Genomic DNA, 25,607 nt, shown 5'->3' on the forward strand with positions numbered 1-25,607 from the left:
TTCTCGCTCGAGTGGCCGGCCAGCTGTCGGGCCCCACCTTTCCACCGCTCACCGTTTCCCCTCACCCCAGGAGGCTGTTCGTGACGACCCCGGAGATGACCGTCGGTGATCTCATCGACCTGCTGTCCGCCTGCGACCGGGATGCTCCGGTCCGCCAGGCCATGAACCCCTTCTTTCCGATGGCGCACCGCCTGGCGCAGGTCGTGCAGTCCGTGGACGAGACCGGCCGGACCGTCGTCTACCTCGCCGAGGGGCGGGACGAGGGCGCACAGCTCGGCCATCTGCCGCCCGGGGTCGCCGTCGCCCTGACCTGGCAGGGCCCCGTCCAGGCTCCCCCACGCCGCCCCCGCCGCAGTGCCAGCGGCAACTAGACCCGCACCGACCCCTTGGAGGCGCCCCTGTACCCCGACTTCCCGCTCGACCCGTGCACTCCGCCCGGAGGCCAGCCCGCGTTCTGGGTCGGACCCCGGCACCTGGCCGGCGACGATAGGCGCCTCTACGAGACCGTCGCCGACACGCTCGCCGGACTGGGCTGGACGAGCCTGACGATCGTCCGCGGACGGCACGAGCCCGACGAGGAGCCGGAGGACCGCCAGGTCCTGCGCAGTACCGTCCTGCACATCAGCCCCGACACCCTCCGATGGGCCCAGTGGAGTCTGGCGGACGAGCCGTTCCACCTGGGAGACTTGCCGATCGCCTGGCAGATCTCCGCCCGCGCCGAGACGAGCACCCCGCTCGCTCAATGGTCGGCCTACTTCACCCCCGATGTCCCCGGCGAGGCCGTGGCCGACTTCCTCGTTGCGCTCGACGCCCGAGACCAGCCCGCCATGCCGCTCGCCGGCCACGAGTTGGTACTCGACGCCGTCGCCGCACACGGCTGGCTCCGCGACATCGACCAGCCCCACGCGGCAGCGACGGACCCGACGTTCACCTCGCACATCAGCCTCGGCGAGGTACCGCCCCTCATCCAGGACGCCGACCCGCGCGCCCTGACGACCGAGGCGGCCGACGAGGCGGGACCGGCCGGGTGGCAGGCATGGGCCGAGCCCGCACTCGGGGCACCCTGCCTGTGGGCGGCATCCTTCGGTTCCAGCGTCCCACACGACCTCGTGGCAGCCTTCGCCGCCTCGCTCAGCTCGACCGCACCGGTCCTGCGCCGGGTGCTGCCCGAGGCCACCCGGGAGCGACTGCTGCAGGCACCGGCCTAGCGACGGCACCCCTCAGCCCGAAGGAAGAAGCCCGGTCCTCCCGAACGGGGGCGCCGGGCTTCTGGCATTTCCCTCCGGGCTCGGGCGAGCCATCGAGGCGAAGGAGGGCGACCTGGGCGACGAGTGCACGATGTCAGGGCCTGCCCGGCGTCGGTGATCGCCTCCGCCCCACGGCAGGGAAGTGGGGTGAAGTGGGGTCTACTCGGTGTAGCGGTAGGGATTCCTCACGTGGTACGGCCAGCGTCTCAAGTGGGGCAAAGTGGCCGCGCTTTGGCGTAGTGGTGCCGCCCAACGTGTGGTACTCGGTGGCCGGTCGAAGTGGCGAGAAAGTGGCGAAGGTTTGGCGTAGCGGTGCCACATCCTGTGCGGCGGAATAGCCATATGTCTCGAACCGAAGAGAAGCAGCAGCCGGCCCTTGAACTCCGTTGCGGCGGAGTGCACATCATCATTCAACGCATTTCGACCTGGCTGGTGGCGGCCTTTGTCACAGCGATGGGGAGTGGACTCGCAGCATGGTTCACGTCCCGTTAAGAACTTGCCGGACCGTGCAGCGGGGAGAGCCGCACAGCACTGCTGCCCCCGACCATCTCTTGGTCGGGGGCAGCAGTGTGTCGGGGCCCGGTCAGCTGGCTGCCGTGGCCTTGGCGAGGGCCTTGTCGAGGTGGCGGTCGACAAGGGCCGGAGAGCCGGAGACGATCAGCAGCAGGCTGCCGGCGCGGATCGCGGTCTGCTTGACCACGGTCCTCCGTCCTCCGGTGGAGAACGTCAGGAGCTGGCTCCACTGCTCGGCACCGAGGTCGCGAGGTGCGGGCAGCTTCTGTGAGGCGATGTCGATTGGGGCGCCGCCCGCGACGACCTGATAGGTCGGGCAGCCGGTCATGGCGTCGAAGATTCGTCCGATGACCTTGGACAGCTTGGTCGCGCTGTCGCTGTAGAGCTCCTCCGAGACCTCTGTGGAACTGCCGCCGTAGGTGAAGGTGGCCTTCGCCCTGTGCGGGAAGGTGAGCGTGCCGCCGGTCGTCGTGTCGCCGCCCAGTTCGCTCAGGGCCGGGCAGCCGATGACAGTGACGTCGTTGTGCTGGGTGAGGCGCTCCGGCTTGCGCAGGTAGCCGCTGCCGAGGTCGCTCTGGTCGAGCAGGCGCGTCTCCAGCGCGGCCGACGTGAGCGGAGCAGTCTGCTGGGCGGCGTCGGTCGGCGACCCGGTACGGGCGGAGGCGGCGGTGTTGGGCTTGGTGCCGGTGGTGTCGGTGAAGCAGGCGGGCACGGCGAGGAGAGTGGTGGTGATGCCGAGGATGGTGATGGCGACGCGAACGCGCATGACGGAACTGACCCCTTGGTGCTAGGCGACGGGTGGTCAGTGGGGGCCTGCGGGGCCCGGTGGGGTCGTAGGAGTGGGGGTCAGTGCCCGAGGTGGCGCAGGCAATCCTCGAACGTGGCGTGCGTCGCGTCCGCCGGTCCGCGGTTCCGGTTGAACCAGGCGGTGTCGAGGCGGGATTCTTGCTGCTGGTGGCCGACCCGGCAGCGCAGCCAGATCTGGTCGCGGGTGGAGAGGATGAGCCAGTCCCGGTACGTGCCGCACTCGGAGCAGGCGACCATCTCGCCGTCGAGGACGAGCGGCTGCTTCCACGGCATCATGGTGCCGTCGACCTGGTCGTGGCTGGGTACCCGCAGCTCCGGCGGAAGGAAGTCGTCCACCACCGCGGTCGGCTCGATGTGTTCCGGCTCGGTCGGCGGCACTCCGATCCCGGGTGGGACCTGGGGCTGCAGCTGCGCCGACAGCTCGAAGAATCGGCGCTGTTCCTCGCTGGGCTCCTTGGCCCGGCGGCGTATTCGGTGAAACACCCTGGCGTCCTCCTGTGCCTCGTCCTGCTCGCTTCATGATCGTGCCTTACGCCCCTGGCGGTTTCAATTCACAAAGTCCACAGTCGCCTTCGGGCAGGCCATCAGGCGTTTTCCGCCTCCTGGGGGCGCGGATGATGAGTGGGAACGGCGCGTGTCTCCGAGCGGATGAGTGATGTCCCCTCGGCGTGCCCGAACACGTCACGTCGGCTTCGACCGCCCACTTCGCGTCGCCTGCTGGCTCGAGTCGCCGCACCTGCGCCCTTGCGTTCCTCCTGAGTGTGCGTGAGTAGAGCCCGTGACCCACAACGCGGGCCTGAACGCCGCCGGGGTCCGCTGTGGCGTACGGCCACGCTGTCGGTCGCGAGCGGGGCGGTGGTGGTGCGCCTGCTCCTAGTCGTGTGCTGAGGCTGCACCCCGGCTGGCAGGGCTCACCGGGTCTTGCCCGATGTCTCCTCCCCGCTGCGGCGGCGGCCGGGCGCGGAAGTCTGGGGGGCCGTCCTGCGCGTTGCGGACGGGACCCCAGCGGTGCCGCTCTCGGACCGGAACGAGGAGTCGGCGGGCAGATCGGCCGTCCGCCGCAGCCGCCATACCAGCACGTCGCTCACCGAGTCCGCGGTGTCGAGTTCGCGGTGCCCTGCGGCGTCGGACAGGATGGCGGCCGGGTCGTGGCCGGCGGCTTCGGCGTCCGCGATGGTCGCGGCCAGGGCGTACCAGCCGGGCTCGGCCAGGATCTGTTCGGCGAGTTGGGGCAGCGTTTCGCGCAACAGCATGGTCTGCCGCTGGAGTATCGGCCGGCTCAGACGTCGGCCTTGCTGGTAGAGCACGCCGAGTGGCTGGGCGGCGGCGGCCTGGTAGGCGGTGCGCAGGTGCTCGGCGGCCTGGGCGGCGGCTTCGGCCTGCTGGGCGTGGCCCATTCTCGCGTGCCAGTGGGCGGCGGCGGTGATGAGGAAGAACAGCATGTCGATCGCCATCGCGGTGGTGGCCCCGTCTTCTCCGCGGCCGAGGGCGGGCCCTCCGTGGACGAGTTCGCGGGCGGCCTGGCGCAGCGCGCGGTCGTGCCCGCGTACGGCGCGTACGTGGGAGCGGGAGGCTCGCTCGAACGCTGTTGCGGCGTCTTGCAGTTCGCGGCGGGTGTGTGCGGCGGAGGTCTTCGCGAGCGCGTCCAGGACTTCGCCGGCGGCGGCGATGTGTGCGGCGGCGACCGCGTCGTCGCCGTGCTCGACGATGAGCACGGCCTGCCACGCGGCCGATGCTGTACTGCGCCTGGCGGAGGCAGGGGCACCCGCTCCCGCACGGACCGTGTCCTCCTGCCGTGGGGTCGGATCGGTCCCGGTGTCGCCGGACCAGCGCTCCCGGATGCGGGGCAGCGACAGGTCGGGGGCCAAGCGCGCGCCGGGGTAGAACACCGGCTCGCCGTCCCTGTTCAGGTCGTCGGGCAGAGCGACCTTGTATCCGAGGAGGTCTCCGGACGGCGCGGCGCGCTTACGGATCAGGAGGCCGGCGGCGGCGAGCCGGTCGAAGAACTCCTCGTCACTCCTCGCACCGGACACCGCGCGCCGTACCGTCTCGCGCAGCTCCTCGCGGGCCGTGCGTTCGCGACCCTGGCGTTCGGCCTTGTGCCGTTCGGCACTGGTGGGCCGCTGTGCGGCGGTGCCGTCGCCGGGGGCGACCTGCCGGAGCCCGAGTTCTTTCTCGATGAGACGGGCTTCGGCCTGCGCCCGTTTACCGGATCGGTGGTGGTCGGGGCGTCGGCCGTCTTCGCGCACGAGGGTGGCAACGATGTGGATGTGGTCGTCAGCGTGCCGCACGGCGGCCCAGCGGCAGCCCGCGCCGTCGCGCGGGTCGATCCCTGTGGCGGCGACGATGCGACGCGCGATGTCCGCCCACTGATCGTCGGTGAGGATCGGGTCCTCGGGCGCAGCACGCACCGAGCAGTGCCACACGTGCTTTGCCGGGCGTTGATCCGCGGCAAGAAGATGGAGGGGCTGGTCGAGCAGCTGACCGAGATCCTTCTTGGTGGCTGTCGGATCGCGTCCGGGGTCAGGCGACATGCCGTCGAAGGAGGCGACGAGATGTGGATCGACGTGTTCCTCATGGGTTCCCTTGCCGTAGAGGTAGTACAGCAGGCCCAGGGTGTGACTGCCCTGCTTGTGGATCTGTGGAATCAAGGCGCCTCGTCTGCCTGCCGGTTGGCCACCTTGTCGGCAGCCATCCTCACCGCGTCGGCCGCTCGGCGGACGTCGGCCATCACCTGGGTCAACTGGGGAACGTCACCACCGGAGTTGAGGATCTTGGCGGCTTGATTGAGATTGCTGCCGGCCCAGCCGAGCTGCCGCCTCATCGCGAACAGTTCGGTGAGCACGTCGCGTTCGGTGGCGATGGCGACCGCGGTACGGGACCGGTCGCGGGCCATGGCCAGCCCGGAGTAGGCGAGGAACCCCGCCACGCTCATCCCGGCGGCGTCTGCTCCGCCTTGGATGAGGGCGAGTTCGGACGGGTTGAGGCGGACGCTGTGCGCGCGACGCTGCTTCTTGTCGCGCGGACGCGCTCGCACCTTCGGCCGCCCCTTGTGGGCGGCTTCTGGCTGCGATCCGCCCTCGGTCGCAGCCTTCCCGACTGGCGCCCCCGGGTGCCAGTCGGGCCCCGCCACCCCAGGGGCGGGGACGGGTTCGGACACTGCCCCATCGGGGGAGTGTCCGAACCTCCATCTTGCTCGCCCCGAGACTGAGTGGGAGTCGGGATCAGGTTCCTGGGTGGTGCCGTTCTTGGGTGCGTTCGTCATCGGGATTCGGGCCTCATCATGCGGGTGTCGTGCTGGATGGTCGCGGCCAGAACGACGGCGTCGGCCGGTCCCATGAGGACGCGGACGGGTCCGTCGGGCCGGTCCTGGACGAGCGACTGGCCGGTCGGAGCGAGGACGGCGGCGTGCAGGAGCCGCCGACGGACCAGGACATCGGCCCAGGCGATGGCCTCGGGGACGGTGGGCTCGGAAGAGCGAGTGGGACGCGGAATCACGGGGTGTCTCCTGGAGCGGGACGGTGGCCTGGCAAGGAGCCGGTCCACCCGTTGCGGATAGAGCGCTGAACTGGGGCTTTGCCGGTTCAGCCGCACTCGGGGCAGCGCCCGACATGGCTGTTGAGCGCCCGGGCCATCCGCTGCTTCGTCGAGGAAGCCTGTTTTGCGCTGGCCTTCGCCGCCGGCCTGCCCGCGTGCCGCTGGGAATGGGCAAGCATGAAGCCGATCTCCCGCTCGTACTCCGCACGGACGGTGTCGAACTGGTGGCAGGTCTTCATCGTGCAGTGCTCCTTGTCTTCGTGGTGTCGTCGCTCCGAAGTTCCTGGAGGACGAGGCTCAGCCGGTCGTTCCGGCCGCCCTTCAGACCCTCGCGGCGGAGGATCTCCCGCAGCTGGACCCGGGTGACGGACTCATTGCCGTCCCGTTCGAGCAGGGCGGGGACATGGGGGCGGACCTGCTGGACGAGCTGGTCCACCGACTGCTCCAGCTCACGTGGCGGGCGCTGTGCCTGCAGGGTGCGGGACCCGCCGCGCTTCCCCTTGTGCTTCGTCCTGGTCTTCGTGATCGACTTCCGTCGAAGGGGGACCTTGTGTCCCCGGTCCCCGGTGGGCTCGGTCCCCGTGTCGGTGTCGGTCGGTCCCCGGTCCCCGGTGGGCTCGGTCCCCGTGTCGGTGTCGGTCGGTCCCCGGTCCCCGGTGGGCTCGGTCCCCGACTCGGCGGCGCTCGGTCCCCGACGCGAATCAGGGCCCGGAGCAGCCACTTCTCCCGTCAGACGCTCGACCCCCACGCCTCGGGCATCACCCTGCTCGGCTTCCGGATTGGCGGGACCGGTCCCCGGGACCGGGCTTGCTTCTGGGGTCTCGGTCCCCACCCTGGTCCCCGTGTTCTCGCCTCCGGTCCCCGCGCCTGCCGACGCCTTTGAGCCCGCAACCTCGGGGACCGTTCCCCTCGGGGCGCTCGGTCCCCGGTCCCCGTCCGACTCGTGGGGACCGGCTACGGGGACCGGCGCCTTCGAGGCGACCGTGGCTGCCGTTGCGGTGTTGTGCACCGGGGACCAGGGCGACGGCAGCGGGACCGTGGCGAGCGCGAGGGCGTGCCGACGGGCGGCGAGCTGGTCGAGCAGCTGTGCCCGCTGGAGGGGGTCGGTGCCGACCGAGGCCCTGCCGAGCGCCTTCGACAGGCGCCGCGTCAGCCGCCGACCTCGACGGTTCCGCTGCTGCTCGGGTGTGCGCTCGGCGAGGCGGGCGGCGAGGGCGACCGCGCGGGTGGTGGCCCGGTCCCGGGTGATCTGCGCGGCGTCGCGGTCTCGCGCGGCGATGCCGAGGCGGGACAAGAGCCGCTCGCGTGCCTCCCGCCCCAGGACGGCGATCAGTCCGTGCGAGGCGGCACCCGGGGTGCGCAGGCGCAGCTCGATCCCCATGGCCAGGTGCCACAGCATCGCTGCCATGACCGGCCCGACGAAGGCCCTAACCGTGCCGCCGATGGGACCGCTCTCTGCATAGGCGGGGATCACCTGCACCGTCGTGATCACCCAGACCAGCGTGCCCGGCAGACCAGGAGCACCCTGGGTGGCCAGGTTCTGGCGTGCCATCAGCGCGGTCGCGAAGAGCGCCAGCTCGGCCGCGGCGAACATCCCGGCCCGCTCGGCGGTGCCGGCCATGTCGAGGAAGTCGGCGGCGAAGCGCCACGAGGTGTCGGCGCTGTAGGCGGTGCAGCCGAGGGCGGCAAGGGCGGCGACCTTGACCGCCGGACTGCCGAGACGTTTCTGCGGGCGGGTTCCGCGGCGCCGGATCGTCCAGGCGGCCAGCATCAGCAGGAGGACGGCGGGCACGCCGGCGGTGAGGAGGAGGGGGAGGTCCGGAGTGACACCGAGGGCCAGGGCGGGGTGGGTCATGCGGCCTTTCCGAGAGGGGTGTGGGCCGGAGTCGGCGCTACCGGGCGGACTGCGGGCTGCTGTGTGCCGGGTGCGGCGGGCGCGGGGCTGCCCGTTGACGGAGTGGTCTTCTTCCGCTTCTTCTTGGAGCGGGGCACGCCGTAGTTGCGGTCGCGGTCGAAGACCTTGTTGGCCGCTTGCCGGAGCAGATCGCGGGCGTGCTTGTGGCTGATCTGCAGGGCAGCGGCAAGCCGCTTGGGCCGCCAGCCCCGGACGTAGGCGTGGTCGATGACGACCTGCCGTTCAGCCTCGGTCAGGTGCACGTCGCGTCCCTGGAAGAAGGCGGTCACGCGCCGGTAGTCCAGGCGCCGGTGCAGTCCGTCGTGCAGCGGGCGCCGCTCGGCTTCGGTGAGGCCGCCCCAGACGCCCTCCTTGAGGACGTTCTCCAGGGCGAAGTCGAGGCACTTGCGGCGTACAGGGCACCAGCCGCACAGCTCCTTCGCCTCCGCGATCTCCTCGTGATCCCGAGGCCCGGGGAAGAACACGGCGTCGGCGTCCTCGACGTCCATGCCGTGGCACGCTCCGCGGGTGTGCCAGCTGGTGTCTCCGATGCCGCGCAGGCCGGTGGTCGGCGCGTCGTGGGTGGTGATGTGGCGCAAGGGGCTCTCCGATGTGCTGCCGCGTCTGCCGGCCGGGGCGGTGCTCGTCGGGTGCGGCGGCGGGTGCCGGCTGCGGCGCGCGGGCGTGCGCCGCAGCCGGGGCGGGTCGGTGGTGTTGGGGTGGCGGTGCATCGGAGGGGATGCACGCGCCGGATGCGCCGATCAGTCCACGGCGGGCTGCTGGGCCTGCTGGGCGATGGCGAGGTCGAGGCGGCCGGGATGCGGTGTGGCCCGCGGCGCGGTTCCGCGGGCCACACCGTCGGGGCCGGGTCGGCGGCGGCGACACGGCTCGCCGGGCCGGGCCAGGCACCACTCGCAGCGGACGCTCAGGGCGTCGGGCAGACCCTTCGCCACGGCGGAATCGCGGGTGGCACGGGCGGGCCGGTAGGGGGCGAGGGCAGCACGGGCGGCAGGCGGTATGCAGGAGCCGATCTCCCGCAACCTCGCCTCGAGCCTCGGGTCGATCCCGTCGCGACCGCTGGTGATCGCCCGGGCCTGCGAGGGCTGCGCGGTACCGGCGGCGACGGCGCGGCGGGTGCCGACCAGCTCGGCAGTCCAGGCTGCCTGGTCGTCCGGGTCGGCGGACGGTGTCGGGTCGGAGTGCCGGGCCAGGCGGTCGCGCCGGTAGCTCTCCCAGGGACGGGCTATGTCCGCGGGCAGGATCTGGTACGGCGAGGTGCGGATGTGCTGGCGGGCGGCGATGCGGGCGTCCCAGCCGTACGGGGTGGCCATCGGCACGTCGCCGAGCAGCTCGTGCCACTGGGCGAGCTGGTCGCGGGCCTCGCCCTGGTCGGTGCGGATGGTGCGGGGGTCGAGTCGGCCGATGTAGGCCAGCAGGGCGGCGATTTCGCGGCGGTCCACCGTCAGCCCTCCGTTCCGGTCGGCTCGTCGAGGGCGGCAAGCAGGGCGGCGGTGTGCGCCTGCGTCCGCGTCATGCCCCCCGGTACGGCGGTGTTCTTGCCGGGCACGGCGTAGAGGTTCGGTCGGCTGGGAGCGTGCTCCCGGGCGACCCAGGACCGCCAGTCGGCAGCCCAGGCGTCCGCCGCCCTCGGAGCATGGCCCGCCCGGTGTGCACGCCACTTCGCGTCGGCGGCCCGAAGGCCCTGCTCGCCGAGGCGATCGAGGTGTCCCTGCTGGCGGGCCCAGGTGTGGGTGGCGGAATCGACCTGCCACTCGGCAGCCGAGAGGACGGCAGCACCACTACTGCTGTACCTCCGGTTCAAATCAGGTTCACTACGGTTCTGTGTGCCGGTTTCCGGTACATCGCTGTGCCGGTTTCCGGCACGTCGAGGTGCCGGTTTCCGTCGGTACCTGCCGGATTCCGGTACTGCCGGTTTCCGGACCCTCGCGGGGGTTTCCGGCACCTCACGGGGCCGGATTCCGCACCGCCGCAGGGCCGAGATCCGCAGCGCTGGCGTGGCGTCGGGTCCCTCCGCCGGCGCCTGGTCGGCTTCCTCGTCCTCGGCGGTCTCTGCCATGGCGGCCTTGGCGGCGAGGGGGAGGCGGTAGACGGTGCTGCGCTGCGGGCCGGTGAGGTCGTCGAGCTGCTCCAGCTCACCGGCATGGACCAGGCGGTCGATGGCCTCGCGCACCGTGGAGACGGAAGCGCGCGTGCGCTTGGCCAGGCTCGACAGCGAGGCCCAGGAGACACACTGCTCGTCGGCCACCCGGTCGGCGATCGACAGCAGGACCAGACGCGCAGTCCCCCGGCTGGAACTGTGCTCCCACACCCACTCGCGGGCTTCGCTGCTCATCGGCCGCGCCCGATGAGCAGGCGGGGCCGGCGGCCCTCCGGGGCCGGGATGGTGCGTTCCGGCTCGGTGCGCTGAGGCGTCGAGGCGAAGGCGGCTGCCGCGCAGGCCAGGCGGAAGGGCCTTTTGCGCAGGGCAGAGCGCATGCAAGAATCTCCTTCGGTGTTGCCACGCTGAGACGCCCCGTGGAAGGGATCAGCGTGGTGATGGTGGCGATACCCGCCCTTGCCGGGGCGGTACATGCCGTGAAGCGTTCGGCGTCCGGGAGTTGCACCTCTCGGGCGCCGTCGCTGTTTGTGGGCCTACAAGGCCCGGGTTGCGCGCATGCTGCTGCTCCTCGCGTTCGTCGTGCCGGACGGGCTGCCCGGGGGACGACGAACATACGCACCACCCTGCGTCAAGATCCAGAGTTGGTTCTTAAACTCTGTAGAAGTCGCGCGGCCGAGCGCGACGCGGGGCAGGTCATCATGAGCGGTCCTCGTGCCTAGGGGTATGGCGAACGCCGCAGGGAGCGATGCGCTCTGCCGCCCTCCCAGCGTTGCAACACTTTGGTGTTGCCGCGGCTGGAACATACGCCGAAGTGATCCCTGTCTGTCAACACCATAGTGTTCTGTCTCGCGGGTTGGTCTCACATCATCACTGGAGTATCGTCGGGTCTTCAGGGTGTAGATGGGAGGAGGCGGGTGATGGTGGAGTCCAGTGGATCGGCGGAGGTGTCCTCGGGGTCGTCCGGCGGTCGGCGGCTGAGCCTCGCCGACAAGCTGAACCACCTCTTCGAAACGGTGAAGAACCCGGCGACGGGCAAGAGGTACACCAACGCGGAGGTATCTCGCGCGATCCGTGAGGCCGGCGAGGTGGACGGCCTCACCGTCTCGGAGAGCGCCATTTCGCAGCTACGCTCCGGAGTCAAGCCGAACCCGACCGTGAATACCGTCGAAGCGCTGGCGCGCCACTTCAATGTCACACCCCAATACTTCTTCCCTGACTTCGATGCCGAGGAGTCCGAGAAGATCCGGGCCTCCATGGAGCTGATCGCGGCCGTGGGTGACAGCAAGGTGCGAGGACTCGCGCTGCGAGCCAATGGACTCTCGGCCGACAGCCTCAAAATGATCACGACGGTAATTGAACAGGCGCGTCGCCTAGAGGGCCTTGATAAGCCTGATAATCCCTCAGTAACGTGACCTCCCTCACCCGTTATCCCGTTTTGGCGGATATGCCTTCAAGATCCTCTTGGTCACCCGGCGAGGCTGTGTAAAGCTCCGCTCGGGCGCGGGAAATCCTCGTGTGCCGGTGAGTAAGAGTCGAGTGAGAGTTGCGTACTGCGCTTACTCGGGGCCACAGCAAGGATCTCGTTCATGTTCAATCGGCGCTATGCGCGGAAAGAAGCGCAGCTGAGGCGACAGTGCGAGGAGCAACTGCAGGGAATCGAAATATCTGACCCCTACGCGGTGGATGAAATATGCCGCCAGCTGGCGGTCAGGCGTGGACGCCCGCTGCACCTCCACGAATTGCCCGACCTGGGTGGCGTCAACGCCCCGTGCGGTCTCATGATCTCCTTCGACAGCGGAGATCACATATTTCATGTGGCGGCGACAAGCGAGCGGCACCGCGCGCAAATAGTCCGCCACGAATTGGCGCACCTACTGCTCGGGCATGCAAGCGAGAACACGAGCGTCGTGCAGTCGCTCCTGTCGGTCATGCCCCAGGGCGTCGACCCCTCGGCCGTGATCACAGCGCTCGGACGGACCAGCTACGACAGTGAGACCGAGTACGACGCCGAGATGGCTGCCTCGTCCCTCGGTGAGCTGTTCGAGGAACTGGCCTACTCCGGCCGAGAGCCAGGGCGGCCAGGCGCCATGACCCGTCTTGAAGACGCCCTCGTTCATCCCCGGAGGAACCGCCGCTCATGAACACCCCGACCCTCGTCGCCGGCTCCCTGTGGCTCGTGACCGTGTGGCGTCTGCCGTCCATCCGTCACTCCCACAAGCAACGGAGCCTTGCGCTGACGTTCGCGGCCCTGGCTGCGGCCATGACCTTCGAGGTGCCTGCCGTCAAAGCCGTCATCAGTCACACCGCTGGCGTCACCAGTCTTACTCCGCTGCTAAAGCACCTGCTCGGCGTTACCTCCGCGGCCTTCCTCCTGGACTTCATCGTCGCCGTCGTCCGCCCGCAGGGCCTGGCCCGCCGCACCAGGCTGGCAGCGATCGCGGTGACGCTCCCCCTCATGGTCCTTTTCTATGCAATGGCCAACTGGATGCCAGGTGGGCCAGTACGGGTCGGTGAGGGCGTGCGCGCTATCTATCCGGTTCTCTACACGGCGGTTTTCACGCTGTACATCGGCATCGCCATGTTCGTCGCCACCTGGCTTTTCCTCAGCGGCGTCCGGCACAGCCGCACCCTTCTGGGCAGGGCCGGCCTCGGCCTCATGGGGCTCGGCACGCTGCTCGGCAGCCTCTATGCCCTGCAGCGCGTCGGCTTCGTCACGCTGAACCTCACCACCGGAGTCCGGTATCCGACGCTGGAGTACCAGATCTCCACTGCACTCAAGCAGTTGGCGATTCTGTCGATCGCACTCGGCAGCTGCCTGCCGCCGCTCTCCGTGGCCGTGGAGTACGTCAGATCCTGGATCATGCTCAGGCGGCTCCAGCCTTTGTGGAAGCGCCTGGCAGACGCCGCTCCCCACGTGGTGCTCTCCACATCGGTTCCAAAGCGGCGTGTGGGATTCCGACTTGAACGATGCGTCATCGAAATCGAGGACGCATGCCTGGCGCTACGTGAATACGTGTCAGCAGATGTGCGCGAGCGGGCTCGCGCGCTTGCCTTCCAAAAAGGCGTAAGTGAGCAGGAAGTTGATGCTGTGTCAGAAGCCGCCTGGCTGCGCGTGGCCGCTAGCGCCGCTCGAACAGGAAAACAGCTTGAAGGTGTTGAGCACCCGCCCCTCGGCGTCACTGGAAGGGACCGGCCGAGTGAACTCGCGTGGCTCCACGCGGTATCCCGCGCCGACGCTTCTTCGCCCGTCGTAGCAGAATTCACCCGCCAGGAAGTCGCGCTTGCCTCCTTGTCGGCAGGTGGACCGGGAAAGGACTCCTCCCATGACAACTGACGTGTACCCCGCGGAGTCCAAACTGGCACGCCGCATCACCGACTGGCTTGAGCCGAAAAACTGGATTATCGCCGTCACGCTCCTGATCGGCTGGCACACGGCGCAATGGATCGGCGTCGCCTGGGGAGCGGTCGGCGCACTCTTCGCCGCCATTATCCCCATCACCTTCATCAAGTACGGCATTCGGAAGGGCCACTGGGGCGATCGACACGTCGGGGCCAAGCCTGCACGGCTGGTCGTCATGGCCGTCATCCTGCTCTCCGTGGCCATTGGAATCCTCCTCATGGCCGCCGCAGGCGCCCCGCGGACGATGACCGCCCTCATCGTGTCGATGCTGGTCACCCTGGCGATCCTCGCCGTGATCACGTTCGTCTGGAAGATCTCCGTGCACCAGGCCGTCTCGGCAGGTGCCTGCGCGATGCTCGTACAGACCTACGGTGCGTGGATGGCCCTCGGGTTCCTCCTGGTCGTCATCGTCGGGTGGTCCCGGGTCGAGCTGCTGGACCACACACGCAACCAGGTCATCGCGGGCACAATCCTCGGCACCATCGTGGCCGCGGCCGTGTTCCAGTTGGCACGCTGATCAGTCCGCCGCCGACCAGACGGCGGGCGATCGGCGCCCGCTACTCTCGGCGCCGTGACCCAGCAACGCTTCCCGGAGACCCTGCCGCACTGCGCCTGCATTACCACTTCGGCCACGCCCTGAGCGGGGACGCCCATGAGGAGACGGTTGAGCGCTGGCAGGTATACATTCGCTACGACGGTGACACCCACGATGCCGCTGGCCCAACCCACGGCGGGGCCAGCGTCGGGCACATGGTGTTCTACCGCATCCGCCTGACCCAGCGCATGAACGCGTACTGGGCGATGGAGGCGGAGAGCGAAGAACTGTACGAGCTGGCCCAGGCCCTTCTCGACCCCTCCATGGGCTACGTCACCCTGCCCGCAGGATTCCAGGACCTCTGCCTCCGGTGGCGGAGGTGAACCTCGTAGGGATTCGTTGGGACAGCGACACTCGGTGGCCCACCCCTGAGCGGACAGCTCGCATCAGCAGAGCATCAGTGGAGGATCCTCCTGGCTCCGGGGTCTTCATCGTCCTTCCTGAAGAGGGACACAACTTCGTCGATCGCGGCTCCCTGGCGCCAATCTCATGAGACGGCACAGCTAGCCGTGGGCGGCCGGGAGGGCTTCACGCGTCCGCCTCCCGCGTTGGGCGGGGACTCGCACCGCTCGGGTGCTGCGCGTGCTGTTGGTGACCGAGCCACCCGTCCGGCGGGCTCGGGCCTCGATCTCGATCGAGGCGTTGTGATCGGCGTCGTCCTCGTGTCCGCAGTGGACGCAGGAGAACAGCCGTCCGCTGCCTTCTCGGCTGTCGGTGTCGACCGTGCCGCAGGCGGCGCAGGTCTGGGAGGTGTGGAACGCCGGCACTGCAATGAGTTGGGAGCCGTAGAGTTCGCACTTGTAGGCGAGATGCCGTCGGCGCTCTCCTGAGGCGATGGCCTCGCCCACCTCGGTGAGAAGGGGAGCGTGCGCGTGTGTTCTGTCCCCCGGCCCGGCCGGTCTGAAGACTGCCCGCAGGCGAGCGGCACGCAGGGGGCTCGGGGGTGAAGGTCGGATACGAGGTACGGCCTACTGGGGGTTTGCCTGGGAATCAGTTGCAGGTCTGCGGCGGGGAGGATCCGGCGGACTGCGGAGGGGGCGAACCAGGCGACCGGCAGAGCGCTGTCAGCTAGGCGCCGTTGACCGGTGCCTGCCTCCGCGGGGGCGGAAGGTCACCTTGGATTCCTGCAGAATTCCACGGACGAATCCGTAGGAGCGACGGCTTTCCTCCATCAGATCGCGGATGCTTGCGCCTGCTTCGTATTTCTTCTTCATGTCGGCTGCTACCTGTTTCCGGGCGGCGCCCACTATCGGGCTTTTTGGCTTGAATTTCGAGTAGTCCATCGAATGTTCTCCTCTACTGTTGGCTTTCGGCGTGTTCTGGCGGGTAGGGCGGGCCATGGATTCGGTCATGCGGTGGCCCCTGTTTTCCCTGCCCGGCGGGGTGCGACTCCGAGGATCGCCGCGGTTGCGAGCATGAGGGCGATCACCATCGTAGGAAGGCCCGGGGCGAACCACTTGAGCAGTACGGAGATGTTGAAGACGAGGTGAGCGACCGCCAGCGGGAGGAAGCCTTGGTATCGGCGGTACAGCCAGATGCGGCTGGCGGTCAGGACGGCGAAGGCGAGGGCGGAAATGCCCATGTAGGCGTGAACGGCGACTTCCACGAGACAGATGGCGGTGTATATGTGCCACGTTGGGCGTCGGGCCTTCGCCAGCAGGGTGGCTGTCGCGGCCACGATCACCACGTCCTCGATGGCCACGGTGGCGATGAAGGCGAGTACACCTTCGGCCGGGCCGACGAGTCCGAGGGTGGAGCGCTGGTCGAGTCCCACGATCAGTGCGTTGTCGAAGCCAGCCGTTCGCAACAGCTGCTCGGACATGGTGACGAGGAAGCTCCCGGCCACGCACAAGAGGTAGAACCATGAGGTGATCCCCCACGTGCGGAGGCGTTGGTCACGGTCGGCGATGTCGAAGCCGCTAGACAGCCGGGCGCCGCTGGCTCGGCATACTTCGATGGCGAGCCATGCCAGCACGACTCCGTACACGGCGGTTCCTAGGTGCCGGGCGAGGGGGCTGGAGGCGGGCGTTGTCGTGTAGAGCCAGCTCAGGGTGCACGCGGCCACCGCGGTGCGCTGGGTGAGTAGCCTTCGTCGTGTGGCTCCTTCGTGGCCGACGGTGCGGGTGGTGACCATGGCGGCGAGTAGTAACGAGGCGGTCAGGGCCGCGCCGAACTGGACCCAGTCGGCGAAGCCGTGGGGCAGCCGTTGCGCGTCGCCGTGTCCGTCGAGTCGCGATGCCGCTGTGGCCAGGGAGGGCAGGCTCGCGAGCACCAGTAAGCCTGCTGCCCAGGCAAGGAGCTGGTTCTGGCTGACGGCGCGTTTCATGGGTGGGTTCTTCCTTCTGGGCGAGGAGGGCAGTACGTGGATGCCCGGCCGTGGCGGACCGGTGCGGGCGCTGCCCGAGCGGGCTCCGGTTGTGGGCGGGCCGGGTGCGGGGGATGAAGTGACGGTCAGGCTGTGGTTGTGGCGGGTACTGGTCGGAAGCCGTCGGATTCGGGTTGGGCCGTGGGGTGTTGCCCGTGGGTGCGGGCTGCCGGGTGGTGGCCGGGGGCCGGTGGTGTTTTGGTGAGGATGGCGGCGTACGCGTTGCAGCGTTCGCCGGAGGGCAGCCGGCGAACGCCGCCCGCCCGCCACTGCGCCGTCGGAACGAGATCCCCCGGCGCCGGGCTCCACGCGTTCAGCACGGCCTGGATCTCCTCCCGTGAGCGCGGCTGGTAGGCGATTCCGGTATCGGCGAACCTGGCCTGGAGCCCCCACATCGGTGCGGGCTCCATGTCCGCCGTGGCGTGGGTGACGGAGAGGGTGCTGCCTGGGGAGAGCCAGTCGTGCAGGCCGGTCATCGCCCGGGTCGCGGCAGTGGTGCTCAGCCAGGGGAGGACGTCGTGGACCAGAACGGCGATCGGCTCCGCCCGGTCGAGGAGGCTGAGTCCCGGGTGGTCGAGCACCTCGTTGATCCGGCGGAGGTCGGCCTGGACCACGGTGGTCTGGCTGCTGTCCGAAGCCAGACGGGCGTACCCGCAGACCATGGGGTCGTTGTCGAGGTAGACGACCCGGGCGCCGGCGTGGACGGCTCGCGCGGCTTCGTGGGTCAGCTCGGGGTCGTGGCGTCCATGTTTCCGGTTCCACCTGGAGGGCAGCCCGCAGCCCAGGTCCAGGAACTGGGTGATGCCGAGATCCTTCGCGAGGGCGGTGACGGCGTGGGACCGGTGGCGTTGGTTGATCTTCACCATGGCTGGGAGCCAGGGTGCCTCCGCTGTGAGGAGTCCGGCCAGGTTCCGGTCGGCCGCGAAGTGGTCGCATCCGCCCGTCAGGTAGTTGTCGATCCGGGAGGTCGCCGGGCATGTGAACCAGTTCGAGGGCAGGCCGGTGGGGGAGGCGTGCTCTGCCGGGCCGGCGGGTGGCGTCACCACGGGGCGGGGGTGAGGACGCGGCGGCCTTCGGCGAGGAGGAGCCTGGCGATCAGCAGGGCGTGGTCCGTCACCCGCCGCACCTCCTTGGTGGCGACGGTCTCGAAACTGAGCGGGGCGGGTGCTGGATCGGGGGGTGGCGAGGGCAGAGTCGATGCGTTGCGGGGGCCTTGGTCCGTACGATGCAGGCTGGCGGTGGTGGCAAATGTCGTGCGGTGGATGTCGACGATCACGTCACGGTCGAAGGCCACCATGACCGTGTGGTGGTCGGAGAGGCCCTTCATGTCGATGACTTCGGCGTTGATCACGGCGGGCAGGAGCATCCGGCTGGTGTAGATGCGGTCGACGCGGTGTGCCGGACCGTGGGTCGGGGAGGCGTCCACGGTCGGCGCGACCGCCCGCAGGCCCGGTCCGCCGGGCAGCAGTGCGGCGTGCCGGGCGGCATCCTCCAGTTCGGCGGCCAGCAGGGTCCGGTCGGCCAGGGAGTCCATCACCCGTAGGCCCGGGGCGGTTTCGTAGCTGCGGTGTGCCCGGTGCTGGGGGTCCTTGATGTCGGCGAGTTCGGGGACGGGAGTCTCGCCGGGGACGAGCCGCGGGGGATCGACGTAGCTGTTGCAGTCCTGGCCGATCGCCAGGACGGGCAGCTTGCGGTCGGCGGTGCCGGCGCCGGTCTTGCAGGGCTCGACGCGGTCGGCGAAGCGGGTGACGTCGCCCGCCTGGACCGCCCGCAGGTGGGGGGAGTTGTAGGACAGGCGGGTGCAGGCCGCCACAAGGTCGACGTCCTCGGTGCCGCGCAGCCGCAGCGTCATCGCGACCGGGGGCAGCGGCCAGGCCGGACATGCGGTCTCCCACACGGTCAGCTGCTCGAAGACCTCCTGGTCGTAGTACAGGGCGTCGGTGCCCAGTCCGGGGCCGAGTTCGCCGGCAAGACCGAGGATCCGCTGGGACTCGTTGAACAGCAAGCGCCCGGCCCCGGTGCGGGCGTGGCCCGGGTTCTCCTGGCGGCACAGCACTGCCGGGCGCAGGGCGGCCAGCCGCTGGTACATGGTCAGCCAGGTGTCGTAGTCGCTGCGGCCGTTGCGTTCGAAGTTGCAGCTGACGACCCGGATGATCTTGCGCGCTGTCATGATCGGGTTCCTCGGGGTTGACCGTGTTCGGGGTGCCGGATGGGTGGAGGGGGGTGACGGGGTGGACCGGATGCCGTCGTCGGGACGGTCTCGGGGACAGCTGCGGTTGTGTCAGAAGGTCATGTGATCGAGGACCGGCCGCAGGAAGAGTGGAGAGGTGAACTCGCGCCCGGGAGCGCCGTGTTGGATCCAGCCGAGGCTGCAGCCGATGGCGCGGGTGTGCTCCGGGGGCGGAACGGTGATGAAGCTGCCGGTGGTCAAGTAGCGGACCGGCCGGGGCCAAGGCGTGTTGTCGAAGTGGGCGGGGACGAAGAACCACCACTGGTCTTGGTCGGCCAGCACCGCTCCGATCGGCAGGGCGGGGAACCTCTGCAGGTGTTGGAGGACGAGTTCACCGTGCTGCTGGGTGACGCGTACGGCGTCGAAGGTGTCCCCGGCCGGTACGGCTCGTGGAGCGGGGCGGGGCAGCCAGGCGTCCTGGAAGACGCTGCTGGTCTGCGCGGGTGGCGCGGCCGGGGTGATTGCCGGATGAACGGCATGGGGGCGGGATGCGGTGAGGATGTTCACGAGGAGTTCCGGACAGGTCGAGGTGGGTAGCGGGCGGGGCGAGGTCCTGGTCGGCCGGGATGCGACGCCCGTTCCCTGGGGCGTCACGGTTGGCGAGGGATGCGAAGGACCGTGCCCTACGTGGCGGTTGAGGTGGCCGGTGAGGGTGTGAGGTGGGCGGGGAGTGTGGTGTGGCCGTGGGAGACGAAGGAGGGGAACGGGGTCAGTTCCGGGGCCGGCATGGTGAGGCGGAGGTCGGGGAAGCGGGTGAAGAGGGCGGGGAGGGCGATGGTGGCTTCGGCGCGGGCCAGGGGTGCGCCCAGGCAGTGGTGGACTCCGTGGCCGAAGGCGAGGTGTTTGCCCGGTTCGCGGGTGATGTCGAACTCGTGGGCGCGGGGACCGTGGGTGTCTGGGTCCCAGCCGACGGCGCCGAAGGTGGTGAGGATGGCTTCGCCCTGGATGATCGTCTCCTCGCCGAGGTCGATGGTGGTGGTGGCGAAGCGCAGGGGCAGGGAGGTGATGGGCGGTGCCCAGCGCAGGACTTCCTCGATGGCCTGTTTCCAGGGCACGGCCCCGTTGAGCAGCAGGTCGAGCTGGTCGGGGTGGTCGAGGAGGGCGGCGATGGCGTTGCCGATCAGGTTCACGGTGGTCTCGAAGCCGGCGCCCAGGGTGAGGATGAGGGTGTCGACGAGTTCCTGTTCGCTGAGCCGGTCGCCCTGGTCCCGGGCGGTGATCAGCGCGCTGGTGAGGTCGTTGCCGGGCTGTTCGCGTTTGCGGGCGAGCAGACGGGCCATGACGCTGCGGGTGTGGGTGAGGATCTGGCCGGCGATCTCGGGCGGCGTGGTGGTGTCCATGATCATGTCGACGAAGTGGGCTGCGTCGCCGCGTTCCTGTTCGGTGAGGCCGAACAGTTCGGAGATCACCAGCAGCGGCAGCGGGTAGGCGAACAGGATCCGCAGGTCGGCCGGCCGGCCGGGGAGGGAGGCGGCGCGGGTGGACAGGGAGTCGAGGAGGCTGGTGGTGATCTCCTCGATCCGGGGGAGCAGGTCCAGGGTGCGGCGGCCGGTGAAGGCGGGGGCGACGAGGTTGCGCAGGCGTCGGTGGTCCGGCCCGTAGGCGGTGAACATGTTGGTGACGCCGGTCCAGTTGTAGATCCAGTGGGCCTCGGGGTTCGCTTCGACCCACCCGGAGGTCCACAGCTCCCAGTGCCGCGGGTCTTTGCTGACCCGGTCGTCCAGGAGCAGGTCCCGCAGAACGGTGTGGCGGGTGATCGCCCAGGCGGGTATGCCGCCGGGCAGTTCTACGCGCACGGCGGGGCCGAGGGCGCGCAGGCGGGCGGCTTCTGCGGGGATATCGCGTCCGGCGGGGTCGATGACGTACGGAAGGGATTGCCGGGCCATGCTCGGTCTCCTGTCGTGGGAAGCGCGGTCAGGGGGGTGAAGGTTGCGGGGATGTGGCGGTAGGCGGTGTGGAAGGGGCCGATGCGCCGCTGCAGGTCCTCGCGGCGGCCGTCGAGTTCGAGGTCGGGCAGCCGGCTGGTGATCTCCTCGATGGCCGTGACGGCGATGAGGATCGCGGGGTCCTTGACGGGGCAGGCGTGCGGTCCGGCGGACCAGGCCAGGTGGGAGCCCTCGCCCGACAGCGGTGCGCCGGGGCCCTGGGGGTCGGCGTTGGCGGCGGCGAAGGAGACCATGACCAGGGAGTGGGCCGGGATGCTCAGGTTGTTGATCCGCACGTTGTGCCGTGGGTAGTGCGCCGCGTAGTTCGCCATCGGCGGCTCGTCGCGCAGGACGCGGTGGACCGCGTGGATAGGGGCGAGGGCGCCGTTGGTGACGCCGGCGTAGTACCGGTCGTCGGACAGCATGATCGCCAGGGCGTTCGCGATCAGGTTGGTCGTGGGTTCCTGCCCGGCGCCCACAGTGAGCACGACATGGTGGAGCACTTCCTCGGGGCTCAGCCCCGCGGAGTGGTCCATGATCCAGGAGGTGAGGTCATGGCCTCGCTCGCCGGTCTTGAGCGCGAGGAGCCGGCGCATGTACGCCTCGAACTCCGCGTTCGCCGCGGCGGCGTTCTCCCCTCCCTCGATGAGACCGGCCAGCGCGGTCACCAGGCGGGGAGCGGCGTGATCGGGCTGCCCGAACAGCCGGTTCATCACATAGGAGGGGATCGGCCGGGCGTACTGGGCGATCAGATCCGCGATCCCGGCGCCGGCGAATCGGCCGATCAGCAGAGCGGCGATCTCACGGACCAGGTCGCGAAGGTGGTGCGGCTGGATCCGGCCGAAAGAGTCGGTGATGACCCGCCGGTAGCGGGCGTGCCGCTCACCGTCGGCGAAGAGCGGGTTGGGGCGCGGGCCCAGCATGCCCAGGACGGGTGAGTCCTTCGGCAGATGGGACACCCACACGGTGGGGTCCTTGGACCAGGTCTGGGTGTCGCGCAGCAGCTGCAGGGCGAGCCGGTAGCCGATGACCAGGTGCCCGAACACCCCGGGGCTGATCTCGATGGGGGCGACGTCGCCGAAGTGCGCGCGCATGTGGGTGTAGTAGGCGTGCGGGTCCTGCGCGAAGCCGGGCTCGTATAGGCGGTAGGCGTGCGGCAGATACAGAGGTGCGGTCGTCGTCATGAGACAGGGTCCAGGCGGGCTCGGGCCAGGCATTGGCGGGCCAGGGTGATCAGTGCGTCCAGGCAGGACAGGCGGTCCAGGGCGTTGCACATCACCAGCGGTGTGGTGTCGGCGAGATCGAGGGCGCCGCGCAGGTCCGCTTCGGCGATGTCGGGTGTGTCGGGGAAGCGGTTGACCGCCACGGTGTAGGGCAGACCGGCCCGCTCGACGAGGTCCAGGAAGGGATGGCAGTCCTGTAATCGGCGTATGTCGACGAGGACCAGAACGCCCAGGGCGCCCTGGGAGAGGGCCGGCCACAGCGGGGTGATGAAGCGGGACTGCCCCGGGGCGCCGAACAGGTAGAGGATCACCTCGTCGTCGATGGTGCGACGTCCGAAGTCCAGTGCGACGGTGGTGGTCGACTTCTGCGGCGTGAGCGTGAGGCTGTCCGTTGCGATGCTGGAGGCCGTCATCACCGCCTCGGTACTGCGCGCCGTGATCTCTGAGACCGTGCGGATCAGCGTGGTCTTCCCGACGCCCAGCCCGCCGGCCACGACGAACTTCACCAGGTAGCGCACCTGCTCGTCCACGTACGCCGGACTGCCGGGCAGCCCTTCAACCGAACCTGTCCCTCTGGAGTCCAACGAGCACCCTTTCCAAGAGCGTGGTATCGACTTTTTCGGCCTCGGGAATGGGAGCGCGGGCCTCGACCAAGCCCGCGTCCACCAGACTGCAGGCGACCACGCACACGGCGTGGACGGTCAGCCGCAGGTGCGCGGAGACCTCGACGACGGTCAGCGATCCGGCGGCGAGCAGATGAAGCAGGTGCGTCTGGGGCGGATCCAGTCCCGCGGGCTCGTAGCCGCCGCACCGCTTGAGCCGCGTCAGCTCGCCGAAGGTGTTGCGGCGCGGCGCGCTGTGCCGGCTCGTCGCCACATACGCGGGCACCGTCCGCGGCCCCGGCGGGCGCGGGCTCACCGGTGCTCCCGGGCCGGGGAGTCGAAGGCTTTGGCACCGATCCTGCCGATCAGGTTGGCCATTTCGAAGGCCACGTTGCCGATGTCCGCCCTGGCCTCGGTCCACACGGCCAGGTTCGTGTGGTTCCCGGCCGCCATGACGATCAGGAACTGCCCCCCGACCTCCACCGTGATCTGATCCAGCGCGACCTCGGCGGTGTCCGGGAGCCGGTTGAGCGCCCGCACCGTCGCCAGCGCCGTACTGAACATTCCGCTGGCCATCGCCGCAGCGCCCGCCTGCGCGTCACCGTGCAGGTTGGTCGAGCCGCCGGCCTTGAGCCCGTCATCGGTGAAGAACATGGCCAGCTGCACACCGGGCACCTCCACCAGCCGCTCCGCCCAGCCCTTCAGATCCTGTTGCACCGGCGCCTTCATCGGACGGTCCCTTCCTCGGTCTCGGCGGGGACGGAATCACTCCGGCCCCGGATGGTGCCCCGCTGCAAGCTCGTGTAGAGGCCGCGGGTCTGTTCGGCATCACGCGCCGCCACCGCTGGCTCCGGGGCGAGGCCGGAGCCAGCGGTGTGGTCCGGCTGCTGGCGGCGGCGCCGCGGCAGTGACTTCGGACCGGCCGGGGCGCCGCCGGTTACTGCTTCGGGGGTCAGCGCGGACGGCTGCCTGCCGCCCACGGGGATCGGCGAGATCACCGACGGCCGCACGGCCGGCGCCATCGCCACTAGCAGCTCCTTGCCGATGTCGAGCACAGCTCGCACGCCGCCGTACTGGGACCTGCCGAACGTGACGCGCAGCGGGTAGTCCTGGATCAGCCGCCCGACCGCGGCCAGGCCGAGGCGGACCGGGTCACCCAGCTCGGTCAGTAGGACCCTGCGCCCGGAAAGCATGCGCTCGGCGAACTCCAGGTCGTCCTCGTGCAGTCCCACACCGGCGTCGTCGATGATCACGGCTGCCCCGGAGGACGTCTCGTGGATCTCGGTATGGACCGCGATGGTGCCGGAGGAGTAGAAGACCGCGTTCGCATGCAGCTCGGCCAGCACGATGGCCACGGGCTCAGCCGCTGCCCCGGTGATCCCGAAATTACGGTCCTCGGCCAGGCAGTTGACCGTCTCGATCCGCTCGAAGCCCTCGATTCGCGACTGCGCGGCCGTCACGATGTCGGACAGATGCGTATCCTGCCGCGTCAGCCCCGGCGTGTCCCCGCACACGATTCCCGCGGCCTGCCAGCGCCGTCGCGTGAACTCGTTCTGCCGGTCCAACGCCAGAACGAACTCTTGCACCCCCGCCTGGTGAAACCGGTCTTGCATGCCCTGCAGCAGTTCCTGCATCCGGATCGACGACGACCGCGCGGACTGTGCCGTCCACCGCACCACGCTCTGCGCCGCCAGATCGACACGTATCCGCTCCTCGCGCACGGCCGACGCCACAAGATCCAGGACCTGTCGGTGCCAGCCCTCTACCTCCGTGCCCCGCAGCCCTGCATCGGCCAACGGCGGCACCGGCACATGAGGATGGACCAGATGAGTGATCAGACCCGGGAGCCGCACAGTCACCAGGTGCCGCGTCTCTTCACGCACCGCCTGCACGTGCAGCTCATACGCGGTGCGAGCGTCCACGGCCCTCCTGGCCCGGCGGCGAGCGCTCATCACGAGCCACGAGCCCGCGCTGGTGGCCGAGACAGCGCCCGCAGCGGCGAACACCGCCAGCACGTCAGGAATCAGCATGAAAAACTCCGTAGTTCAGTCCAAGTTCAGGCCGCTGGCGACGGAGAGACCGGGGCAAGAGCAGCTTCGAGCCGCCCCAACAAGAAGCGGAGCAGATGCTTCCTGGGGCCGTCGCTGCATAACTGCTGGGCTCATCTCGCCGCACGAGAACAGTCGTGGTCCGACGAGAGGCCGGTAAAGGGGGCGGTTGCCGTCGTGCATCCTCCGGCAGACGGTCTCTTCTTGCGTTCCGCTCACGTTCTCCAGGAGGGAGTCCGCGAATGAACCGAAAGAGCTGCTGTGGAATGAGAAAGTGAGACGTGACGCCGCTACGGTGTGGCTGATACGAAGGTCTTATTCGCGGGTCAGCTGCCGTACTGCCTCGGTCGACGGACGGGCGTAAAAGTAAGTGGCGCCCACGGGTGTGTTTTTCTGTCGAGACCGTACTTCCGGGGAATGAAGAGAATCTAGCCGACAGAGTGAGAAGGGCCGGCGTCGCTGCGGAAGTTGGAACGAATGCGCAGCTTGCAGTCGGGGTGTCTGTGAGGCGAAGGCAGACCGTCGAGGCGGCAGATGAGTGGGACACGGTGTTCTCCGGGCGAGCGCGCAGGCTTGTCGTCTTGCGTCATGTCCGCGACGCCCGGGTGACCGTTTCCGGCCTTCGATGATTTTACACACAAACCAGGTGGGTAATCGATGCTCTCAGGTCAGAAGTCTGTGAAAAATGCATGGTGCAGAAGGGAGTTGGCGTCTAGATCGGCCAATATCGTTGCTCTGTCCGTTCGGGGATGCTGGTCAACCAGACTGAATACTTCCATTGCTGTGATGGCATCGCTGGCCCAACTCCTCCGGGGCTTTTGAGGGCGAGGCGGCTGCGGGTCTTGTCCATGAGGAAGCGTGACTCAGAGGCTGCCAGTTGGTCGCGGGCGTCGCCGACGGCCATACGGAAGCTGGGTTCGGGTGGCTTGTTGCCCCAGCCCTGGTTCCACTCGCTAATCTCGGTGGCGACCTGGTCGGCAAGTTCGGTGGCGCGCGGGCCGTGGCCGATGACGCCGATCTGCCAGAGCGAGCCGTGTTCGTCCATTCCTTCCTGTTTCGTGAGGGTTCTGCCCGGTCCGGTCAGGCGGGGCGGCACGCCAGG

31 protein-coding genes are annotated in these 25,607 nt (G+C 69.2%); 7 read left to right on the forward strand and 24 right to left on the reverse strand.

The window, feature by feature from the left end; all coding sequences use genetic code 11:
- Positions 1-80: 80 nt before the first annotated feature.
- Both HW837_RS18640 and HW837_RS18645 read left to right on the forward strand, forming a co-directional pair.
- A complete protein-coding gene (locus HW837_RS18640) occupies positions 81-371 on the forward strand; it encodes a hypothetical protein (protein WP_037729826.1) in 291 nt (96 codons plus the stop codon).
- A gap of 15 nt (positions 372-386) precedes the next feature.
- The gene (locus HW837_RS18645; RefSeq protein WP_013000990.1) at positions 387-1,208 is read left to right on the forward strand and encodes an SPDY domain-containing protein; all 822 of its coding nucleotides are present in this window, start codon (positions 387-389) and stop codon (positions 1,206-1,208) included.
- A 622-nt stretch (positions 1,209-1,830) separates the two neighbouring features.
- On the opposite strand, the gene HW837_RS18650 is transcribed toward HW837_RS18645, so the two are convergent.
- From HW837_RS18650 to HW837_RS18700, 11 genes are all read right to left on the reverse strand, one after another.
- Positions 1,831-2,526, reverse strand: a complete 696-nt coding sequence (locus tag HW837_RS18650; RefSeq protein WP_013000989.1) for a hypothetical protein — start codon at positions 2,524-2,526, stop codon at positions 1,831-1,833.
- A gap of 80 nt (positions 2,527-2,606) precedes the next feature.
- Entirely contained in the window at positions 2,607-3,050 is a 444-nt protein-coding gene (locus HW837_RS18655) for a hypothetical protein (protein WP_013000988.1), read from the reverse strand.
- A gap of 428 nt (positions 3,051-3,478) precedes the next feature.
- Complete coding sequence (locus HW837_RS18660) at positions 3,479-5,218, reverse strand: relaxase/mobilization nuclease domain-containing protein (protein WP_013000987.1); 1,740 nt, start codon at positions 5,216-5,218, stop codon at positions 3,479-3,481.
- Positions 5,215-5,604, reverse strand: coding sequence for a plasmid mobilization protein (locus HW837_RS48110; RefSeq protein ID WP_013000986.1), 390 nt, complete (start codon positions 5,602-5,604; stop codon positions 5,215-5,217). The genes HW837_RS18660 and HW837_RS48110 overlap by 4 nt, the downstream gene beginning before the upstream one ends.
- Before the next feature lie 224 nt (positions 5,605-5,828).
- A complete protein-coding gene (locus tag HW837_RS18670; RefSeq protein WP_013000985.1) occupies positions 5,829-6,065 on the reverse strand; it encodes a hypothetical protein in 237 nt (78 codons plus the stop codon).
- 86 nt (positions 6,066-6,151) lie between these two features.
- Positions 6,152-6,343 (reverse strand): hypothetical protein, encoded by a 192-nt coding sequence (locus HW837_RS18675; RefSeq protein ID WP_013000984.1) that lies wholly within the window; start codon positions 6,341-6,343, stop codon positions 6,152-6,154.
- The gene (locus HW837_RS18680) at positions 6,340-7,959 is read right to left on the reverse strand and encodes a collagen-like domain-containing protein (protein ID WP_060881478.1); all 1,620 of its coding nucleotides are present in this window, start codon (positions 7,957-7,959) and stop codon (positions 6,340-6,342) included. Before HW837_RS18680 ends, HW837_RS18675 begins: the two co-directional genes overlap by 4 nt.
- The gene (locus HW837_RS18685; RefSeq protein WP_037729902.1) at positions 7,956-8,597 is read right to left on the reverse strand and encodes a WhiB family transcriptional regulator; all 642 of its coding nucleotides are present in this window, start codon (positions 8,595-8,597) and stop codon (positions 7,956-7,958) included. The genes HW837_RS18680 and HW837_RS18685 overlap by 4 nt, the downstream gene beginning before the upstream one ends.
- A 162-nt stretch (positions 8,598-8,759) precedes the next feature.
- Entirely contained in the window at positions 8,760-9,458 is a 699-nt protein-coding gene (locus tag HW837_RS18690) for a zinc finger domain-containing protein (protein ID WP_013000981.1), read from the reverse strand.
- Positions 9,459-9,460: 2 nt separating this feature from the next.
- Positions 9,461-10,351, reverse strand: coding sequence for a helix-turn-helix domain-containing protein (locus HW837_RS18695; RefSeq protein ID WP_013000980.1), 891 nt, complete (start codon positions 10,349-10,351; stop codon positions 9,461-9,463).
- Positions 10,348-10,494, reverse strand: coding sequence for a hypothetical protein (locus HW837_RS18700; RefSeq protein WP_158512235.1), 147 nt, complete (start codon positions 10,492-10,494; stop codon positions 10,348-10,350). The genes HW837_RS18695 and HW837_RS18700 overlap by 4 nt, the downstream gene beginning before the upstream one ends.
- Positions 10,495-11,034: 540 nt before the next feature.
- Between HW837_RS18700 and HW837_RS18705 the strand changes: the two genes are divergently transcribed.
- The 5 genes from HW837_RS18705 (at position 11,035) to HW837_RS18725 (ending at position 14,435) form a co-directional block, all read left to right on the forward strand.
- Entirely contained in the window at positions 11,035-11,529 is a 495-nt protein-coding gene (locus HW837_RS18705) for a helix-turn-helix domain-containing protein (protein WP_046773755.1), read from the forward strand.
- 174 nt (positions 11,530-11,703) lie between these two features.
- Complete coding sequence (locus HW837_RS18710) at positions 11,704-12,258, forward strand: hypothetical protein (protein WP_060878342.1); 555 nt, start codon at positions 11,704-11,706, stop codon at positions 12,256-12,258.
- Positions 12,255-13,451 carry an MAB_1171c family putative transporter gene (locus HW837_RS18715; RefSeq protein ID WP_013000977.1) on the forward strand — a complete coding sequence of 399 codons (1,197 nt, stop codon included), beginning with the start codon at positions 12,255-12,257 and terminating at the stop codon, positions 13,449-13,451. Before HW837_RS18710 ends, HW837_RS18715 begins: the two co-directional genes overlap by 4 nt.
- The gene (locus HW837_RS18720) at positions 13,441-14,034 is read left to right on the forward strand and encodes a phosphatase PAP2 family protein (RefSeq protein WP_037729819.1); all 594 of its coding nucleotides are present in this window, start codon (positions 13,441-13,443) and stop codon (positions 14,032-14,034) included. The genes HW837_RS18715 and HW837_RS18720 overlap by 11 nt, the downstream gene beginning before the upstream one ends.
- A gap of 233 nt (positions 14,035-14,267) precedes the next feature.
- Complete coding sequence (locus HW837_RS18725) at positions 14,268-14,435, forward strand: hypothetical protein (RefSeq protein ID WP_158512234.1); 168 nt, start codon at positions 14,268-14,270, stop codon at positions 14,433-14,435.
- Positions 14,436-14,615: 180 nt separating this feature from the next.
- On the opposite strand, the gene HW837_RS18730 is transcribed toward HW837_RS18725, so the two are convergent.
- From HW837_RS18730 to HW837_RS18790, 13 genes are all read right to left on the reverse strand, one after another.
- Positions 14,616-14,960, reverse strand: coding sequence for a zinc ribbon domain-containing protein (locus tag HW837_RS18730; RefSeq protein ID WP_013000975.1), 345 nt, complete (start codon positions 14,958-14,960; stop codon positions 14,616-14,618).
- 216 nt (positions 14,961-15,176) lie between these two features.
- Positions 15,177-15,395 carry a helix-turn-helix domain-containing protein gene (locus tag HW837_RS18735; RefSeq protein WP_078580112.1) on the reverse strand — a complete coding sequence of 73 codons (219 nt, stop codon included), beginning with the start codon at positions 15,393-15,395 and terminating at the stop codon, positions 15,177-15,179.
- A gap of 65 nt (positions 15,396-15,460) precedes the next feature.
- Positions 15,461-16,438: a hypothetical protein gene (locus tag HW837_RS18740; RefSeq protein WP_013000974.1), complete on the reverse strand. Its 978-nt coding sequence runs from the start codon at positions 16,436-16,438 to the stop codon at positions 15,461-15,463.
- Between the two features lie 125 nt (positions 16,439-16,563).
- The gene (locus HW837_RS18745) at positions 16,564-17,523 is read right to left on the reverse strand and encodes an SAM-dependent methyltransferase (protein ID WP_049875715.1); all 960 of its coding nucleotides are present in this window, start codon (positions 17,521-17,523) and stop codon (positions 16,564-16,566) included.
- Complete coding sequence (locus HW837_RS18750) at positions 17,517-18,647, reverse strand: hypothetical protein (RefSeq protein ID WP_013000972.1); 1,131 nt, start codon at positions 18,645-18,647, stop codon at positions 17,517-17,519. The genes HW837_RS18745 and HW837_RS18750 overlap by 7 nt, the downstream gene beginning before the upstream one ends.
- A 111-nt stretch (positions 18,648-18,758) precedes the next feature.
- Positions 18,759-19,214 carry a hypothetical protein gene (locus HW837_RS18755; protein WP_013000971.1) on the reverse strand — a complete coding sequence of 152 codons (456 nt, stop codon included), beginning with the start codon at positions 19,212-19,214 and terminating at the stop codon, positions 18,759-18,761.
- Between the two features lie 116 nt (positions 19,215-19,330).
- A complete protein-coding gene (locus tag HW837_RS18760; RefSeq protein WP_013000970.1) occupies positions 19,331-20,593 on the reverse strand; it encodes a cytochrome P450 family protein in 1,263 nt (420 codons plus the stop codon).
- On the reverse strand, positions 20,494-21,816 hold the full coding sequence (locus tag HW837_RS18765) for a cytochrome P450 (protein ID WP_013000969.1): 1,323 nt from the start codon (positions 21,814-21,816) through the stop codon (positions 20,494-20,496). Before HW837_RS18765 ends, HW837_RS18760 begins: the two co-directional genes overlap by 100 nt.
- On the reverse strand, positions 21,813-22,385 hold the full coding sequence (locus tag HW837_RS18770; RefSeq protein ID WP_231885017.1) for a GTP-binding protein: 573 nt from the start codon (positions 22,383-22,385) through the stop codon (positions 21,813-21,815). The genes HW837_RS18765 and HW837_RS18770 overlap by 4 nt, the downstream gene beginning before the upstream one ends.
- Positions 22,386-22,410: 25 nt before the next feature.
- Positions 22,411-22,731 carry a DUF742 domain-containing protein gene (locus tag HW837_RS18775; protein ID WP_231885015.1) on the reverse strand — a complete coding sequence of 107 codons (321 nt, stop codon included), beginning with the start codon at positions 22,729-22,731 and terminating at the stop codon, positions 22,411-22,413.
- Positions 22,732-22,769: 38 nt separating this feature from the next.
- Positions 22,770-23,174, reverse strand: coding sequence for a roadblock/LC7 domain-containing protein (locus tag HW837_RS18780; protein WP_158953100.1), 405 nt, complete (start codon positions 23,172-23,174; stop codon positions 22,770-22,772).
- Between the two features lie 8 nt (positions 23,175-23,182).
- Positions 23,183-24,487 (reverse strand): sensor histidine kinase, encoded by a 1,305-nt coding sequence (locus tag HW837_RS18785; RefSeq protein ID WP_013000965.1) that lies wholly within the window; start codon positions 24,485-24,487, stop codon positions 23,183-23,185.
- 730 nt (positions 24,488-25,217) lie between these two features.
- Complete coding sequence (locus tag HW837_RS18790; protein ID WP_013000964.1) at positions 25,218-25,550, reverse strand: hypothetical protein; 333 nt, start codon at positions 25,548-25,550, stop codon at positions 25,218-25,220.
- Between the last annotated feature and the right edge of the window lie 57 nt (positions 25,551-25,607).

It is taken from the genome of Streptomyces caniscabiei (assembly GCF_014930365.1).
Lineage (GTDB): Bacteria > Actinomycetota > Actinomycetes > Streptomycetales > Streptomycetaceae > Streptomyces > Streptomyces caniscabiei.